The 17610-nt window shown below is 44.7% G+C and carries 15 protein-coding genes, 1 other RNA gene and 1 pseudogene; 8 read left to right on the plus strand and 9 right to left on the minus strand.

What is annotated here, in order from left to right:
* From ORJ00_RS03100 to ORJ00_RS03115, 4 genes are all read right to left on the minus strand, one after another.
* Entirely contained in the window at window positions 1-960 is a 960-nt protein-coding gene (locus ORJ00_RS03100; protein ID WP_306138962.1) for an aspartyl/asparaginyl beta-hydroxylase domain-containing protein, read from the minus strand.
* 26 nt (window positions 961-986) lie between these two features.
* Entirely contained in the window at window positions 987-1265 is a 279-nt protein-coding gene (locus ORJ00_RS03105) for a hypothetical protein (RefSeq protein WP_306138963.1), read from the minus strand.
* An 83-nt stretch (window positions 1266-1348) separates the two neighbouring features.
* Window positions 1349-2509, minus strand: coding sequence for a 2OG-Fe(II) oxygenase (locus ORJ00_RS03110; RefSeq protein WP_306138964.1), 1161 nt, complete (start codon window positions 2507-2509; stop codon window positions 1349-1351).
* Between the two features lie 75 nt (window positions 2510-2584).
* Window positions 2585-5383 (minus strand): TonB-dependent receptor, encoded by a 2799-nt coding sequence (locus tag ORJ00_RS03115; protein WP_306138965.1) that lies wholly within the window; start codon window positions 5381-5383, stop codon window positions 2585-2587.
* A gap of 490 nt (window positions 5384-5873) precedes the next feature.
* On the opposite strand from ORJ00_RS03115, the gene dinG reads away from it, so the two are divergent.
* The 4 genes from dinG to ORJ00_RS03135 are packed head-to-tail and all read left to right on the plus strand — an operon-like array spanning window position 5874 to window position 10185.
* Entirely contained in the window at window positions 5874-7913 is a 2040-nt protein-coding gene (gene dinG / locus ORJ00_RS03120; protein WP_306138966.1) for an ATP-dependent DNA helicase DinG, read from the plus strand.
* A 12-nt stretch (window positions 7914-7925) separates the two neighbouring features.
* On the plus strand, window positions 7926-8708 hold the full coding sequence (locus tag ORJ00_RS03125) for a sulfite exporter TauE/SafE family protein (protein WP_306138967.1): 783 nt from the start codon (window positions 7926-7928) through the stop codon (window positions 8706-8708).
* Window positions 8708-9247, plus strand: a complete 540-nt coding sequence (gene priC, locus ORJ00_RS03130; protein ID WP_306136852.1) for a primosomal replication protein PriC — start codon at window positions 8708-8710, stop codon at window positions 9245-9247. The genes ORJ00_RS03125 and priC overlap by 1 nt, the downstream gene beginning before the upstream one ends.
* A complete protein-coding gene (locus ORJ00_RS03135; protein ID WP_306138968.1) occupies window positions 9247-10185 on the plus strand; it encodes a histone deacetylase family protein in 939 nt (312 codons plus the stop codon). Before priC ends, ORJ00_RS03135 begins: the two co-directional genes overlap by 1 nt.
* On the opposite strand, the gene ORJ00_RS03140 is transcribed toward ORJ00_RS03135, so the two are convergent.
* Complete coding sequence (locus ORJ00_RS03140; RefSeq protein ID WP_306136751.1) at window positions 10156-11253, minus strand: tryptophan 2,3-dioxygenase family protein; 1098 nt, start codon at window positions 11251-11253, stop codon at window positions 10156-10158. The two genes, ORJ00_RS03135 and ORJ00_RS03140, sit on opposite strands and share 30 nt — an antisense overlap.
* A gap of 127 nt (window positions 11254-11380) precedes the next feature.
* Here ORJ00_RS03140 and ORJ00_RS03145 point away from each other — a divergent pair, with 127 nt between their 5' ends.
* The gene (locus tag ORJ00_RS03145) at window positions 11381-11641 is read left to right on the plus strand and encodes a late competence development ComFB family protein (protein WP_305975116.1); all 261 of its coding nucleotides are present in this window, start codon (window positions 11381-11383) and stop codon (window positions 11639-11641) included.
* Window positions 11638-11751, plus strand: a pseudogene (locus tag ORJ00_RS03150) (DUF2496 domain-containing protein); the annotation flags it as partial. The gene ORJ00_RS03145 and the pseudogene ORJ00_RS03150, both read left to right, overlap by 4 nt.
* 41 nt (window positions 11752-11792) lie before the next feature.
* On the opposite strand, the gene ffs reads toward ORJ00_RS03150, so the two are convergent.
* Both ffs and ORJ00_RS03160 read right to left on the minus strand, forming a co-directional pair.
* Window positions 11793-11889, minus strand: an RNA gene (gene ffs, locus ORJ00_RS03155) — signal recognition particle sRNA small type.
* 142 nt (window positions 11890-12031) lie between these two features.
* On the minus strand, window positions 12032-12952 hold the full coding sequence (locus tag ORJ00_RS03160) for a DUF3014 domain-containing protein (RefSeq protein WP_306138969.1): 921 nt from the start codon (window positions 12950-12952) through the stop codon (window positions 12032-12034).
* A 65-nt stretch (window positions 12953-13017) separates the two neighbouring features.
* Here ORJ00_RS03160 and ORJ00_RS03165 point away from each other — a divergent pair, with 65 nt between their 5' ends.
* Complete coding sequence (locus tag ORJ00_RS03165; protein WP_305975112.1) at window positions 13018-14166, plus strand: patatin-like phospholipase family protein; 1149 nt, start codon at window positions 13018-13020, stop codon at window positions 14164-14166.
* Between the two features lie 128 nt (window positions 14167-14294).
* On the plus strand, window positions 14295-15194 hold the full coding sequence (locus ORJ00_RS03170; protein WP_027669849.1) for a GGDEF domain-containing protein: 900 nt from the start codon (window positions 14295-14297) through the stop codon (window positions 15192-15194).
* Between the two features lie 32 nt (window positions 15195-15226).
* On the opposite strand, the gene tilS is transcribed toward ORJ00_RS03170, so the two are convergent.
* Both tilS and accA read right to left on the minus strand, forming a co-directional pair.
* Window positions 15227-16522, minus strand: a complete 1296-nt coding sequence (gene tilS, locus ORJ00_RS03175; protein WP_306138970.1) for a tRNA lysidine(34) synthetase TilS — start codon at window positions 16520-16522, stop codon at window positions 15227-15229.
* A 119-nt stretch (window positions 16523-16641) separates the two neighbouring features.
* On the minus strand, window positions 16642-17598 hold the full coding sequence (gene accA / locus ORJ00_RS03180; protein ID WP_305975106.1) for an acetyl-CoA carboxylase carboxyl transferase subunit alpha: 957 nt from the start codon (window positions 17596-17598) through the stop codon (window positions 16642-16644).
* Window positions 17599-17610 lie beyond the last annotated feature (12 nt).

Consider the following 17610-nt stretch of genomic DNA (forward strand, 5'->3'; position numbering starts at 1 on the left):
CTACAAACGGGCATCCAATGCAGCCAATTTAGCATATTTTTCTGACCAAAGCTGATGCTCTGCCATAAAATGCTTAATAGCGTTTTGCTCTTCAACGGTTAATGAAGGGTGCCAAACATCAAAAATAAATACATCACGCCGAGCCCCACCCTGGTTTGCCGCACTATGTAAAAAACTATCATCAAACACGATAGCCTTGTCGTGCTCAGACCAATACCGCTGCTCGTCACCAGCACGCAAATACGCAGCAGCATTTACCTGCAGTGGCATATGCACTGTCAGTTTAACATTAGAAATACCATAATGAGCTGGGATCTTAGCGCCGCAAAGTAATGACGACACAAATGCTTCAGCAGCGTGTGGCGGACAATGCGCTATTGTAGGGTGTTCTAACACCTTTTGACACTCAGTTAATTTACTATCAGCAAAAGGCGTTTTCTTGTCACCACGTAATAAATGCGTAGACAGCCATTTTTGTTTAACGTTTTGCCAGTCAGTGGTATTAGGTACCGGGCCAGAAGTTTCAACATACTGCTGATAGCTATTTTGCCCCAGAGCCAGTAGGTCGGGCTTAAAGCCGTTAAGCTGCACTAATATATCAGCCAAGCCAGGAATTTCTTCTACTGTATAAAAAGGTTTCGCTGGTAGCCCGGGAATATAAAAAAAAGAGGGTTGCTGAAGTGGCTGTTCAAACTGCTTGGCTTCAAGGCCAAAATAAAAGCGGATTGCCTTGTTTATTCTGCTGCTGACGTTTGTAATAACCTGAACTTTGTCATACAAAGCCTTTCGGGCCAAATTAGCCGCATTTTTGATGTGCGTCTGTTGAGTTTGCCCAAGCGCTTTGCTGGATAAAAAAAAGGCAGGTTCAGCGTCAAACCAGCTTGCATAAATATCAAGCGCAGCATTAAATTGCTGCGCTTTTATCGCCTTAGCGACTAACTCTGGGTAATTAGCTCCCAAAGGAAATTTTGTGTTATTACTAATAATTAACCACCACCTGTTTCAGAACCTTGCTGTTGACGTAACCACGCTTCACGCGACATTTCGCGCATTTTATCACGATCGGCTCTGCTCATACAGCGGGTAGTTTTGCGGTTAGAACCAATTTTCTTTTCATGATAACAAACTAACTTACTTTCATCAGTGGCGGCAGTAACTTCGCCATTTTCATCAACTTGCACTGTCTCTTCAGTTGTTGTCGCATTAGCAACATCACGATCTACAGAAGCACTACAACCAGCTACTGCGACTAGTAGTACAGCCATAGTCGCCATCTTTAATTTCAACAAGTCCATCTTTTTTCTCCAATTTCACTAACTTAACGTATTACATACAAAAAATATTCATGTTAACCGTAAACAAACGTACCATAATCAGTAACACCTTGTCTAACCCATTTTGACAACAGCCATTTCTCACCTGCTTGTACCGGTTCACCGGCATGATAAGAAGCTTGTAACAACTTGCCAGCAGCATCAATATTGCGAAACATAAGCATATCACCCGCCTGGGCTGGTACTTTAATGCCTAACTTAGGAAAAGACGTTTCACCGCCCGCTGATACCGTATTTAAATACGCAAGCACCGTTAGCTGCCGCTGGCCGCCATTGCGAAGCTGGGACGACAATGTTGATGTGTCACCAACGATGGCGTCAAAATGCGGCAGATAGCGTTGTTGCACGTCATAATGTATCAGATTCATCACCTCACCATTTTGCCGCGCAAAACCAGCAAACGCTGACATTTTCAGCTCTATGCCTAAAGCTATCCAATCCAAATATTCCGGCACTATCGCTACCATGGAACCGGTGCGGTAAGGGTTTTGTTTTGCCGTTCCACTCACCGGATCGACAATTTGTGACGGTTGCAATAAGCTACTAAATCGCAACATCATATAACGACATTCAATGTCGGTTAATGCTGCTTTGGCAACAACCAGGCCGATGTCGCTATTTATCTTTTCACAATTAAACTGTTGCCAGCCTTGCAAACCGGTGCTAAACGCTTGACTAAGCTCGGTACTAGTTACGCTGGCTTCCTGCACTGTATATGAAGCATGCAACAACTGCTGAGCTAATTCTGGCGAAAACTGCTGCAATAGTGCGCAGTAATAGCGACTAACATCAGCGCACTGCATTACCGATATCAGGGCGACAATAGACTGAATATCGCCATCTATGGCTTCTTCGTGCAAATCAGAAAACAGCTCATCATTTGTGTAGCTATTCTGCTTGTCAAAAAAACAACGTAACAACGCCCTACGGTGCAGCGTGCCCTTCACTCCCCTTTGCCACTGCTGGCCGAGGTATTTATAAGCTGAAGGCTTATCTTCTTTGAATAATATATCGGCATAATACAGCACCGCTGCTGCAGAGCCTGCATCAGCAGCACGCTGCAGTAATGCTTTGCCTTGCTGCGGGTCGTTTTGGTTAAAGCAAGCTATGGCTTGTCGAATTAAACTCTGTGTATCCATTACCGGTTTATTCATCGTCTGGGTCTGTATTGCCATTTTTTCATCAATCAACCTAAAAAAAAAGCCTCGAAACGAGGCTTTTTGTGGTTAAGGTTAAGCCTTAACTAGGTATTAGAATTCCAAGCTGATACGGCCGTATACAAAGCGACCTGGAATTTCATACATTGATGGGTCAAAGCTGTTAGCAAAGGTGCTGTAAGATACACGTGGATCGGTATCGAACAGGTTATTGATACCAACAGAAACACGCATACTTTCAGTTACCTGATAAGCACCAGACACATCATGATATACCATTGAACCTAAGTGGTTGAAGCTCGCGCCGCCCACTTCTGCACTTGGCATGCTACACAGCAGTTGCTCTTGCGCATTTTGCAGTGCAGAGTTACCGAAGTTACAGGTTTCATCTGTACCTTTGATAAAACGTGCCAGGTAGCTTGCAGTCCAGTCACCTTGAGTCCAGTCTAACGATACGTTAGAACGAACGCGAGGCACTACGTCACGGTCAAATGCCCTACCTGCTAACTTATTTTCAACTTCAGCAGCAGTTACCGGGTCAACAGCAACTACTGTACGCTCGTCGATGTAGGTAACATCAAAGCGTGTCAAGAAAGTACCAAAGTCAGTATCAAAACGGTAAGACACGTTAGCATCGAAGCCTTTGGTGTATTCACCACCCAAGTTAACTGCACCGTTGAACAAATCAACAATACCGCCGCCAGCGTTACGCTGAATCAGTGAACACAGTGTTACGCCAGTTTCAGCACACGCATCCAGAATATCTTGTGCACCAACAGTAGACACCGCGCCATTAACTTCAACATCAAACATGTCGAAAGTCATTGACAGGCCATCAGCCCAAGACGGGTTATACACTAAACCGTAAGTTTTACTTTCGCCTTCTTCCGCTGCCAGGTTTTCGTTACCACCTACAGTTGAACGAATTTGTGGACCAGGCTGATTGTAAGTAGCCGGAATACCCGCACAACCCGGTTTACCAGGGTTAGCTGCAGCACCACCATTACATGGGTCAACTAAAGAGCCGAAGTTATCAGCTGCACCGCGGAACAATTCAGTAATTGACGGAGCACGGAATGACTCAGAGTAAGTAGCACGTACTAATAAGTCAGCATTCACACGCCACTTAATACCCACTTTGCTGTTAGTGGTGTCGCCAAAGTTGCTGTAATCAGAATAGCGAGTCGCTAACTCTAAATCCAGGTTTTGCGCAAACGCCATATCAGCTAACAATGGAATCGCTAATTCAAGGTACATCTCTTCTACGTCGTAACGACCTGAAGTTGGCTGACGCGCGTTACCTGAAGACAAACCTGCAGAGATAAACGCATCTGGCTGGTCGAAACCGCTCTGCCAGCGTTTTTCGTAACCCGCAGCGAAACCAATCATACCGGCTGGCAGCTCTACTACGTCACCAGAAATGTTAGCGGTGTAGTTTTTCATGTTGGTGTTAGAAGCATCTTGCGCAGTAAACAGGATGTAATCCAGCATTTCTTGCGTGATAGAACCTACACCGATAGCCGTTGAACCACCGAACAGATCAAGTGGCACACAGCCATCTGTCGCAGCACAAACATCAACATCACCAATTGCTGTTTTAACATTACCCATGTTAAGCAAACCGTCAGTCAGCTCGTTGTTTGTAATGTCTGAATAGGTGTAGCCAACATCCCAGTAGAAGGTACGGTCGCCTAAATCGAAGTTACCTTCAAAGCCACCGTTAAACTGGAATTGGTCAACGTTCTGGTTAAACTGACGGTAGCCAGCTTCCATCATACGACGACCTACCAAATACAAATTGTTTTCATCTGTATCAGTGCTTAAGTCTAAACCTGTTGGGTTGTATGGGTTGTTCGCTGCCAACACATAACCGGTATCACCAAACGCAGTACCAATAAATAACGGTGTAGGTGCTAACGCCTGAGCTGATTTACGGTTATTGTAGAAACCGTTAACCATAACACGCAGGTTATCACTTAGCTCGTAGTCTGCCTTGATGAAAAGGTTTGTACGCTCTTGAGGCGTAGACAGGAAGTTAAACGGCGCGAAGTTAAATGCAGAAGCGCCAGTCCACGGGATTAACCCGCCGTTACCATCACCCTGCTGGCTGAATAAATCACCATTGCCGTCTTTGTACATAAAACGGGTATTAGGCGTACCAGAAGAACCACCGAAACCTTCTGGAGTACCGAATACTGGCACTGCAGAGATGTCACGGTCGCCCGCTAAGGTTTCATCTTCGTTCACGTAGCTCACGTTTACATAAACGTTACCTTTACCAGAAGATGCACCAAAACCGATATCGTAAGACTCTTTACGGCCATCGCTGTAGCTTGCGTATTGACCTAAATAAGCACTGGCGTGAACGCCTTCGTAATCTTTACGAGTAATAATGTTAACTACACCAGCAACGGCGTCAGAACCGTATACTGCAGATGCACCATCTTTTAATACTTCAATACGCTCAATGATAGAAGATGGAATGTTGTTTAAGTCGACAGAACCGCCCAGACCTGGAGCCCAACGTTTACCGTCTACTAATACTAAAGTACGGTTTGAACCTAAACCACGAATGTTCAGGGTAGTTGTACCGTCACCGCCGTTGTTGCTGTTGGTGTTAATTGCAGAACCAGCAGCTGGCAGGTTTTGTAATACGTCACCGATAGAAGTCAGACCGAAACGCTCGATATCAACTTTATCTAATACTGTTACCGGGTTTGCACCTTCAAGGTCAGCACGCTTAATACGTGAACCTGTTACTTCAATTCGTTCTACTTTTTCTGCAGCATCTTCTTCAGCAGCATTTACTGATGCAGTGAAAGCAGTTGCAGATGCAGCACCAAAAGCAATCGCTAAGCGCACAGCTTTGCTTAATTTATTATTCGTATACATGTATTTCTCCCTGGACCACTATCTAGTGATTCTATTTTTAAACAGTTACCAACCTTTTACGGCGCTCGGCACTCCGTTCATTTCGGATAACCTCCGATTTGTCGCCCACTGATAATAAACGTAAGGTTTCGGCAGGGTCAACAGCTTTTATGGAACAATTTGAGATTTACGTTGTCGCCAGGTTAACTTCTGTACAAACATCTTTTCAATGCAATAGAATATTTGGCAATGCCGTGCAGAGCGATATATTATAATTGATTAAATTCAACAACTTAGACTTAACAAATAAAATATGCGTAATTAACTGTATGGACAGGGCGTTAAATGTAAAGATTAGATTGCCAACAAATCTTTACAATAAATCCCGATTAATTCCTAATTAATTATTCACAAGACGGAACTTTCTATGCGAATTTTGTAGATGAAGCCGTTTTGCTACTGCTGATATTAGGTATACAATCCAATAACTGGATAAAAATACATACCCAATATGCTAAGTGACTCTCTTAAACACCAAATTCGCGATATTCATAGCCGTATCAAAACGACATTGCCGCTGTATCAACCCAGACCGGGGCAAAATTTACTGGTTGCCGAAATCGCTAAAATTGTGTCCGGCAGTTATCACCGACATGAACGGATTGGTTTAATTGAAGCCGGGACTGGTACTGGAAAATCGTTAGCTTATATGCTGGCGGTTATCCCATATGCATTATCGCAAAAGAAAAAAGTAGTTATTGCAACCGCCACTGTGGCCCTGCAGGAACAACTTGTAAATAAAGATTTGCCATTTTTTCAGCAGCATAGCAAATTATTATTTGAATTTAGTTTGGTTAAAGGACGCCAGCGTTATGCCTGTATTGAGCGCATGCGTCAGCAACAAAAACACCCCGAATTATTTGCAACAGCCGCTGATGCGGCTTTTGACTGGCAAAAACTGCTCGATAGTTGGCAGCAACGCCACTGGCTGGGTGACCGAGATACACTCGCAACCCCGCTGTCTGAAGATTTATGGCAGCGAATTGTAGCAGACCCGCTGCATTGCCATAAAACCGATCGCCGGCACATGAACTGCCCGTTTCATCTGGCTCGCGCAGAGGTAAGTAACGCCGATGTTTTGGTAGTAAATCATGCCTTGCTATTAGCCGACTTGGCCAGTGGCAATAGTATATTGCCGCAAGCTGAAGATAGCTTGTATGTTATTGACGAAGCACATCATTTACCCGATATTGCCCGCGATTTTTTTGCGGCACAGGCTCAGCTTAGCCACAATAGTGTTTGGTTAGAAAAAGCTGGCAAAACAATTCAACAGTTAATTACCCTTTTGCCAGCGACTGTAATGAAAGAACTATTGCGGTTTGATGACAGTTGTAACGAGTTAAACAGTTTACTCAAGCCTGTTGAGCGAAGTATTGCTGAGTTTAAAACGCGCTGGTTTGCTGATAAGACCGAGTATCGTTTTACTGATGCTGCCCTGCCAAAATTAGTCCAGCAGCAAGCAGAGCCTCTAGCACAAATGAGTCAAAAAGCGCTGGTTCAATTAGAACGCGTGCAACAACATTTGCAAGAAAATATCTCTGAACAAAAACTGCCGTTAAAACAGAGTTTTAACTTGATACAGGACCTAAGTCACCTGCGACAGAAGATTGAGCAACAACAAGGGCTTTGGCATCTTTATGCGATGGAGCAAGAAAAAAATGTCCATCAAGCCCGTTGGGTTGAACTGAATAACCAAAGCCAAAATGTCGTTGGCCATGCTTGCCCGCTTGGCGTGGCAAACAAACTGGAGCAACTGCTGTTTAATGATGCCTTTGCCGTGATCATGTGTTCGGCTACGTTGACAGCGTTAAATTCGTTTCAGTATATAAAATACGATCTTGGTTTAAATCGGTTTGAGGGAGTCAAAACGCTGCAAGTAACGTCACCATTTGCGTATGCGGAAAAAGGTAAAATTGTTATTCCCAAAATGAAAACCTTGCCTACTGAACAAGCCTATACGGACGAATTGTCTACGCTGCTGCCAAACTACTTACCTAAAGATCAGGCAAGCCTGGTGCTGTTTGCGTCTTATTGGCAAATGCAGCAGGTTGCAGAAACTATCCGTAAAAAAGGCTTTTCTTTATTGGTACAAGGTGAGGCATCACGTCAAGCACTACTGCAATTGCATGCCGAAAACTGCAAACATAACCGCTGTAGTATCTTGTTCGGAACCCAAAGTTTCTCTGAAGGGCTAGATTTACCCGGTAAGTTGTTAACCAATTTAGTGATAACAAAGTTACCTTTTGCGGTACCCACGTCGCCGTTAGAGGAAGCCTTAGCTGAAGCGATAACACGTAAAGGCGGCAATCCATTTTTACAACTTACCGTGCCCGCCACATCAAAGAAACTGGTGCAGGCATGTGGTAGACTGCTACGCCAGGAGCAAGATGAAGGCCAAATTATTATTCTCGACCGCCGTCTGGTTACTAAGTCTTACGGCACGGCCATGTTAAACGCATTGCCTCCTTTTCAGCGTCACATTGAGTATTAACAGGAAACCATTTTGTTTGCAGAATTAGCTTTAGAGCCGAGTATATTATTACTGTTGTGTGCCGTGGCCTTTATTGCCGGTTTTATCGATGCTATTGCTGGCGGCGGTGGTTTACTTACTGTGCCCGCCTTACTTACTGCCGGTTTACCTCCTCATGTCGTGCTGGGTACAAATAAATTGGCGGCCACTTTTGGCTCGTTAACAGCATCTGTCACTTATTACCGCAAAAAGCTGTTTAATCCTCATTTTTGGCAGCGCAGTTTGTTTTACACCGCTATCGGTGCAGTACTCGGCACTATAGCTGTCGACTTTCTGAGTAATGAATCGCTGGAAAAAATGCTTCCAATTGTGATTTTGTTAGCCGCTTTTTATACATTATTTAATCGTATGCAACCTGATGACAAGCTGCAGTTGCCTGCCAAAACGACCAAATTATATTGGCAACAAAGGCTGCAAGGCCTGACATTAGGGTTTTATGATGGTATTGCAGGTCCGGGTGCCGGTGCTTTTTGGATGGTATCTACAATGGCGCTTTACCGGATAAATTTGCTACTCACCAGTGGTGTGGCGCGGACAATGAATTTTGTAAGCAATGGCTTTTCGCTGGTCGCTTTTATTTATCTGGGCCATGTTAATTTTGCGCTGGGTATCGGTATGGGTCTCTGCTTGATGTTGGGGGCCTGGCTAGGTGCACATTCAGCGATTAAATTTGGAAGTAAATTTATTCGTCCGGTATTTATTTGCGTTGTTGCAGCTATTGCACTGCGTTTAGCCTGGCAGGCCTGGAGCAGCTGATGGATTTATTAGGCACACTTGCGCATCAATTGCAGCAATTAAAGCAACAAGCTGAACAGATTGATTTAAAGCAAGTTAGCGGTAAGCCACAAAACTGGTTTGACAGCACCCTGTTTAGCTGTCGCTCACCCCAGCTAACTGATTACGTTATAGAGGCACAGCGAAACCTTAACCACTTGCAACATAGCGCGTTAGCAATCACAGCGAAACAACGCTTGGTGCAGCGTTTAAGCGAACAAACCGTTGCGCTTACCCGAGCATTTCGAAATGTTGATATACGACGCAAACCCAGCAATAAAGTACATAAAGCGAAAAATCTGGTGCAGCAAATCAGTGTTAGTAGCCAGCAGCTATATCAGCAACTAAGTGATACGCAGGAGTTTGAACGCCGATTGCAGGATATGATCGTGCTGGCCAATCGTGAAAACGCCCCCGATGCTATACAACGCAGTTTGGCATTGCATGCCCGCCTAGGCCGCTGCCGTAAAGCCTTATCAGATATTGAACGACAAATTCTGGATTTGGAACGCCGCAACTGATGCTAACCTCGTTACCCGCTATGCTTTATCATCCTTGCTACAGCGAACTTGATCTTCCAGCGCAGCACCGTTATCCCATTACAAAGTATCAAGCACTGTATCAGCAGTTGCTTAGTATTGGCGTGCCGGTGAGTGCATTCTCCTTATCAACACCGATAAGTAGCCAACAACTTGCCCAGGTGCACTGCCCACATTATATCCTTAGCTTACAAGATGGCAGTATTCTGCCCAAGGCCATGCGACGAATTGGTTTTCCCTGGTCTGAACAATTGTTTCAGCGTTCGCTTTGCTCTTTAGGAGGAACGTTGCAAACAGCACAAGCCGCGCTTAAACAGGGTATCGCACTACATTTAAGTGGGGGCTATCACCACGCTTTTTACAACGAAGGGTCTGGCTTTTGTCTGTTTAATGATCTGGTGGTTGCCGCTAAAACCCTGTTAACGCAGGAAGTGGATAAAATACTTATCATCGACTTGGATGTGCATCAAGGAGATGGTAGCGCTGCCATGCTAGCAGATGAACCCCGAATTATTAGCTGTTCAATTCATTGTGAAAAGAACTTTCCTTACTATAAGCAGCAGTCTGACTGGGATGTTGGCGTCGCGAAAGATTGCAGCGACAACGACTATCTGCAAACCGTACTGCAAAGTGTGCAAACCTTGATTAATTGGCATCAGCCGGATTTAGTGCTGTATGACGCCGGCGTTGATATTCACCAGCGGGATGAATTGGGGTTACTGAGTATTTCAACAGCGGCACTATACCAGCGCGACTTGCTGGTACTGCAATGCTGTGTTGATAACGCAATACCGGTAGCAGCGGTAATTGGCGGTGGCTACCAGCGCAATGTTGATGCGCTGGTGCAGCTGCATTTGCAGTTGTTCAAAGCTGCTTTTACCCTCTGTGGTTCACACTTCGCCAGCAAAATAGAAACCTAAACGGCGTTTCACTTGTGGTGGCAAGGGCGGCAAATCAGCTTTGGGTAACAAAAACGTCGCCATATTGAACAAGTCGGTAAAGATGCGGTTTTTCTCGGTAGTGCGTTTTAAATAGTCATGTCCCGAGGAACCACCGGTACCAATTTTTGTACCGAGCATACGCTGTACCATCATGGCATGTTTATAACGCCAAATAGTGAGCAACTCATCAATTTCAGTTAAACAAGTAAGCAGTTGAAACGGCAAGTTAAATACCGGCTCTTCCTGATATAGACTAATAAACAGCGCAGACAACATTGCGCGTTGGCTTAAGCGAAAACTGCCACTGTGTTGCAATTGTTGGTATTTGTCGTTATCAAGCAAAGCAGCAAACTTCTCAGCGGTACGTTCTATTTCTGCCAGCTGCAAAGCACGTTCGTGTTCGGCGATTTGCTCAATTGACTCGACAGTACTTTTATCTTCCGCCAACATCGCATCCGTTGCCTGTCGGTACATTTGCCAGAAACTAAAGTCGTTTAATTCGAGAAATGGCATACGCTCCAGCCATTTTTCTATGCGTTCGAACAAGCTAGGCTCATGTTCTAATTGCTGCAGAAAGGTACGGTCTTTCTCATTCAACCGGCTATAAAATGAATTTTTATCAAAATCGATACGAAAATCGCTTTTTAAGCCCAAGCCTATTTCCAGCATTTTAAACTGGATACTTTGAAAACCTGATGCAGGTACCAAATAATCGCGAAACGACATAAAGTCTTGCGGAGTCATGGTTTCCATCACACTAATTTGCTGATTCAGCAACTGCTGAATGGTAATTACCCGCTTGAGTTTATGAACTATACCGGTTAACTGCTCGTCTTTAACTTCTTCAGCGGCAAATACATCCATTACCGCTTTTAATTCGTGCAAAATTTGCTTAAACCATAGCTCATACACCTGATGCACAATAATAAATAACGTTTCATCATGTGCCTCATTGGCATATTTTGCACTTTCAGGCGCTTGTGCTGTTAACACCTTATCCAGTTGTAAATAATCACCGTAGTAGCAGGGCGCAGTATTTTTTTGCATAGTTATTTTTCTCTTATGGCCTTGATGCGCATTGTAACAGTGACCAAGCTTAACTCAATCTTTCAGTGGTCTTTTGCTGTAAAGCTGATTATGCTTTGTGAAATACATAAACCACATTGAGGTTAATATGAAACTGGACGACGATATCCACAACTATTATGAAAAATTAACGCTGGATCATATTGTTGAGTTAGGGTTGGATGCGAATAAGGATGCAGAGTACCTGGCAGATTTGTGTTGTATTTCACTAAACCTACTACCGCCACGCTATATTCGCTACGAAGTAGACATGGCGTTTTATTTACCACAGAGTGAACGTTACGAAATGCAAATGAAAGTGCGGGAAGCAGTAACCCGCGCGCGCGAGTTTCTGGATAGTAATGAGTGAGTGATTCTCTTGAACACGCCCCAGAGCATGTCAAATTGGCTGTCGATTTGATTATGCTTCTGGAGCAACATGAACTTGACCCTAACACCATATTAATGGCGCTTGAGATAGTAAAACGTGACGTTATAAAACAGAGAGATTTGGGTGGCAACCCCACCAGCCACATCCCGGCACATACGTCATAAACTGTGGCTGCTTCCTTCCGGACCTGACCAGGTTCGCCTACTAGTATTGCGAGAGGACCAATGGGGTTACCATTGAACTGCTGAATCCTCAGCAGGCGCGCATTATGCAAGAATCGGTTATGTTCTGCAAGCCACGGCGTGACTTTCGTTCACGCTGTGACTTGCAGAATAATGTTATATAAGCCTCTGCGAGAGCAAAAAAGCGTTAAACAGCCGTCAAATGACTATGATACTGACGCAGCACCGCTTTTATTTTTGCCATATTAGCAGGACCAAGGCGTAGCATTTGTTTTTGCGCAGCAGGCAACTGTTCAATGTCGGGATCTGCAAACTTATACATGACACCCGGCCGCACCAGTTGCAGTGGATAACTTTCATCAGGCGTTGCCAACAATACCTCTATCGCGGTAATAAGTTTATTTTTAAATAACTCATCAGGATAGCCCTGCTCTGCATAAGCTTGTTGTAATAAGGGTTCATAACGGTCAAATAACGTTATCAATTTTGCTGGAGGAACACTTTCTAATAACTGAATATAAGGTTGGAAACGAGCAAAACTCTCATCATTGAGCTGCATAGCGTCCTGACCAGATGGCGTAAATTTTTGCTCAAGGGGTTGCAGTAGAGGATGTTTTTTTGCCAATTGTCCCTGAGCAATATTATCAACTTGCAGCGCAAAATTACGTAACATATCTTCGGTAATAAATAATCCAGCCAAACCAGGCTGCCATTCTAACGCCAGTAATTTTTGCTTTACCTCCTGATCAGAATTATCTAATGCAGGAAGGGGCAACTCAACCGGCGCCTCAACAATGTCAACACTCTCATTCTGCGCTGATACCTCAGGTTCTGGCTCAGCCTCCTCATTGTCAATCTCAGGCTGTGGTTCTGGTGGCAGGTCAATTATTACTGGTTCAGTAACTACCTGCGGCACGATAACGGCAGGTTTAGCTGGCATGTCCTCTTTTTTCAACAACATCCAGGCGGCAATAAGTATCACCACAACAATTGCTGCAATGGCCAACAAATAAACCTGTTGGTTTTTGTTCTGCTCTTGGTCTTTTTCCTGTTCAGCCATAATACCCTCTGTAGCAATATAATCGCACAACGCGATTAAGCGTTGCATTCTGCATTGAATCCAGCAATATATTAAGCAATGAGCATATATACTGGAAAAAGTTCAACTAAGTTATGTCTGAACACGATGTCAAAACGGTAAAAAAAACGGCTTTGCTATTAACCGGCGGTGGCGCTAGAGCAGCGTATCAGGTTGGCGTATTAAAAGCGATTGCCCAGCAATTCCCGCGTAGTAGCAAGCTACCGTTTCAAATAATATCGGGTACCTCCGCCGGTGCCATGAACGGTATTGCCATGGCATGCTACGCGTCTTGTTTTCATTTGGGTGTGAAGAAACTGGAATGGATTTGGCGTAACTTTCATACCAGCCAGGTATATTATGCGGATTATCCGAGGGTTTTTCGTCAGCTGTTACGCGGCGCTTTTAGTGCATTTCAGGCTGATTATGCTAACAAGCAACCGGTCAGCTTGTTTGACAATAAACCGCTTAGACAAATGCTGACAAAGGTGCTGGATTTAAAACGCATAGACCGCAATATTATGGGAGGGTATCTCTCAAGTGTATCGGTTACCGCGTCTTGCTATAACAATGGCGATTCGATAACGTTTTTTCAGTCTGACAAAGCGCAGGAATGGCGCCGGGCTAAACGTTGCGGCCAGCGAACCTTGCTTGGAGTGCAGCATTTAATGGCATCGGCTGCCATTCCCTTAGTGTTTCCAACAGTGCGTATTCATCAACAGTATTTTGGTGATGGCTCGGTAAATCAGCTCGCTCCGCTAAGTGCACCAATACACCTGGGTGCTGATAAAATTATGGTTATTGGCGTGGCAGACCCTCGCAAAAATGAGTCCAATCAGCGCAGTTTGCACCACCCAGATCTAGCAACCATTGCCGGACACTTACTCGATACGGTATTTACCGACAGCCTTAACTCAGATTTAGAGCGGATGAAGCGTATTAATAACACCATTAAAATTATGCGCCAGCACAATATAGAAACGGAATTAAAACCAGTAAACAGCCTGGTGATCAATCCCAGCCAAAATTTTGGTCAAATTGCCAGCGAACACTTTTTGTCGTTACCTATGGCGGTACGAACAATATTGCGAATGACTGGGATACGCCAGCATTCAGACTCCAGCTTAGCCAGCTATTTACTCTTTGAGCAACTCTATACCCGACGTCTGATTAGCTTAGGTTATGATGATGCGATGGCGCAGATGGACAGCATACTGCAGTTTCTGGCAGACGACAGTGATTAAGGTTTAATTACTCGTCAATACCTTGACTGCCCGAAACGCGCGACAAGTTAAGTCATTGATAAATAATAACTTTAAATATTGGCCCATTATTTGCTTTAAAATTTATAAAAGCATTATTGGATACCATTATGGAATACCTGTTAGTACAAGACGTCGCGTTAAGCAGTGCTCCTAGTTATGCCGCCATGACAAAACTGCAGCAATGGCCGCAGTTACCAGAATGCACGGAACAAAGCCTGATAAGCCAGTTACAAACTACGTTAGACATTCAGCAGCAGCTAAATATCGTATCAATGGCCGTCGGCAAAGTTTTGCCGCTTTCAGCAATGTCATTAAAAACCGCGGTGGGTGATTTTTCCGCTATTGGCTCATGCTCAGGGGAATTTGAACACCGTAGCGTACTCGTACTCAACCAACAGTGCTTAGCTGAACTGGTTTATCACAGTGACTACGCCTTTACGCCAATGGCACAACGTGAGTTACTATTGCTTGAAAGTGAATGGTTGTTTGCTCTGCGTAATGCGTTAGTCGTGAGTCGTCTACAACAAATGGCGCTAAAAGATACGCTAACAGGTTTAGGTAACCGTCGTTTTTTTGACGATAGTTTTGAAAAAGCGGTGATGTTGGCAAAACGTCACAACGAGCATTGTGCACTGATTTTGCTGGACTTAGATAACTTTAAGCAGGTTAATGACTCAAACGGTCACAGTGCTGGCGATGAAGTATTGCTGGCAGTAGCTGATTGTTTACGCGATACCCTGCGCGCAACGGATAGTTTATTCCGCTTCGGTGGCGACGAATTTGCCGTTGTTTTATCTGGTCAAGATACCGACAATGCCGAATTAGTTGCCCGACGCTTGGTTAAGGTTATAAACCAACATTACCTGTGCCAACAGTACGCAGTAAGCGCCAGCGTTGGCTTAGCGGTATTTAATACTGACCAATGCAGTAAACAATTATTTTCCGCTGCTGACAGTGCGCTATATGCAGCTAAAGAAGCAGGCAAAAATACGGTTCGCGTAGCCTGACACAATATAAAAACGTTAAGTATTGCTTTATTTTAGCTTTGCCAGCTTATCCACTGTGTCGCTTGCTCTGCCGTAATGCAGCTGGCGTAGCCTGCAACAGCAACTAACTCGCCATCAACTAAAAGAAGTGGCGTGCGTAAGCGCTGCCAGGGTGGTACCTGCCATAATTTAAACCACTGCTTTAACGGTTTACTCATCAAAGCCCCAGCCGGTTTAAACCGCAAACTAAGTTGACCAAATATAATTTGTCCAGAACTTGCAGCGATAGGCAGAGCCGATGACGCTTGTTGGGTTAAAAACTGCAGGCTGCCGCAATGCTCTGGTAGTAATACCGTATTTTGCCCGCGCCAATGGATCTGTTGCGAGGGTACTAAAGTGTCTTTATGGGTAAGCAGATAAAGCTTGCCATCAAAACGTCGTACCTGATACTCAGCCAATTGCAGCGTAGGCGTTGCATCTGGCCGCGCTCCAATAACCTGACATTTAAGGGTATCAAGCCATTCTAAGGACGGATTAAGCCCTGCATGCGCTAACCAATGCCGGATCACTAAATCCTGTTGTAATGGTAACTCCTTCGCTAACGCCGACAACACCAGATGATTGTCACTAACACATTGCTCAAATGCACGTTCTGTATAATGCTCTGCTAACTGTTGTAGCTGTGTTAAGTGCAGCATGCTTCGCGCTGCAGTACGGCTAAAATGTGGCCAACGCTGTCGAATAACCGGCGTAATATGCTGACGAATAAAATTCCGCTCAAAACGGGTATCCTGATTACTTTCATCTTCGACATAGCTGAGCTGTTGTTGCAAAGCATAATGTTCCAGCTCACTGCGGCTAAACGCCAATAATGGCCGCATCAATTTGCCCTGTGCAAACGGACGACTGCTTGCTATACCACTTAAACCAGCCGCACCAGCGCCTCGCTTTAGCGCCAAAAATAAACTTTCTAGTTGATCATCGCCATGATGTGCCGTAACCAAGGTATGTTTTTCGGTGTGAACAAATTCGTTTAGCGCCTGATAGCGCCCTTCCCGAGCGCGTTGCTCCAGATTATCACGCCCACTCAGCTGTAGATGGCGCATTGAAAAACGCACTTTGCGCATGGCACACTGAGCCGCACACAATTCGCCCCACGCACTGGCGTTGTCGCTAATGCCATGATGTATATACACCGCTTCTAACGTAAATGGCTGCATTTGCTGCGCGTTACATAACAAATCCAGCAACACCATAGAATCCAGGCCACCACTAAGCGCCAGCACAATATGGCTGTGGTTTTGCAATTCTAAGGTTTCGATAAGATACGCAGAGCTTAGCTCAGGCATAAGAACATCTACCGTGATAAACACAAAAGGTAAGGCTAACACAAATTAAAAAGCCAGTGCAGCTGCACTGGCTTAAAGTACTCATGATTAAGCACTTATGGTTAAGTGCTTACGTTTACTTAGCAGTATCCGTAAGACATCAAACGCTGGTAACGCACATCAAGCAGCTCTTTAGTACTCATTTTCTGCAGCTTCTGCAAGTCGCGTAGTATCGACTGTTTTAACGTTTGTGCCATTTGCTCTGGCGAGCGATGGGCACCACCGAGTGGCTCAGGGAACACCTCGTCGATCAGTTTAAGCTCTTTAATACGCTCGGCCGTAATACCCATGGCTTCAGCAGCCAAAGGGGCTTTATCGGCACTTTTCCATAAAATAGATGCGCAACCTTCTGGCGAAATAACCGAATAAGTACTGTATTGCAACATATTCACTTTATCGCCGACACCGATAGCCAAAGCGCCACCAGATCCGCCTTCACCAATAACTGTGCAGATCACCGGTACTTTTAAACCTGCCATGACTTTTAAATTGCGGGCAATGGCTTCAGATTGACCACGCTCTTCAGCACCAATACCCGGGTATGCACCAGGGGTGTCAATAAAGGTAACAATGGGCATATTAAAGCGCTCAGCCATTTCCATCAGACGTAGCGCTTTACGGTAACCTTCAGGACGTGGCATACCAAAGTTACGCTTAATCTTCTCGCGCGTATCACGGCCTTTTTGATGGCCAATAACCATAACCGGTATATCGCCTATCCGGGCTGTTCCGCCTACAATCGCCTGATCATTAGCAAAAGTTCTGTCACCGGCCAAATCATCAAAGTCAGTGAAAACATGCTTGATGTAATCCAGGGTGTAAGGTCTTAGTGGATGACGGGCCAATTGTGCAACCTGCCAGGCACCCAGCTCAGCAAAAATTTTCTTTGTCAGGCCCAAACTCTTTTCTTTTAGTTTGTTGATCTCTTCTTCTAAGCCCAAATCGTAATCGCCATTGCGACTTACGTTCCGCAATTCGTCTATTTTTGCTTCTAGTTCAGCAATAGGTTGCTCAAACTCTAAATAATTCAGCATCATCGACTGTCACTA

The organism is Rheinheimera baltica (assembly GCF_030731985.1).
GTDB lineage: Bacteria > Pseudomonadota > Gammaproteobacteria > Enterobacterales > Alteromonadaceae > Alishewanella > Alishewanella baltica.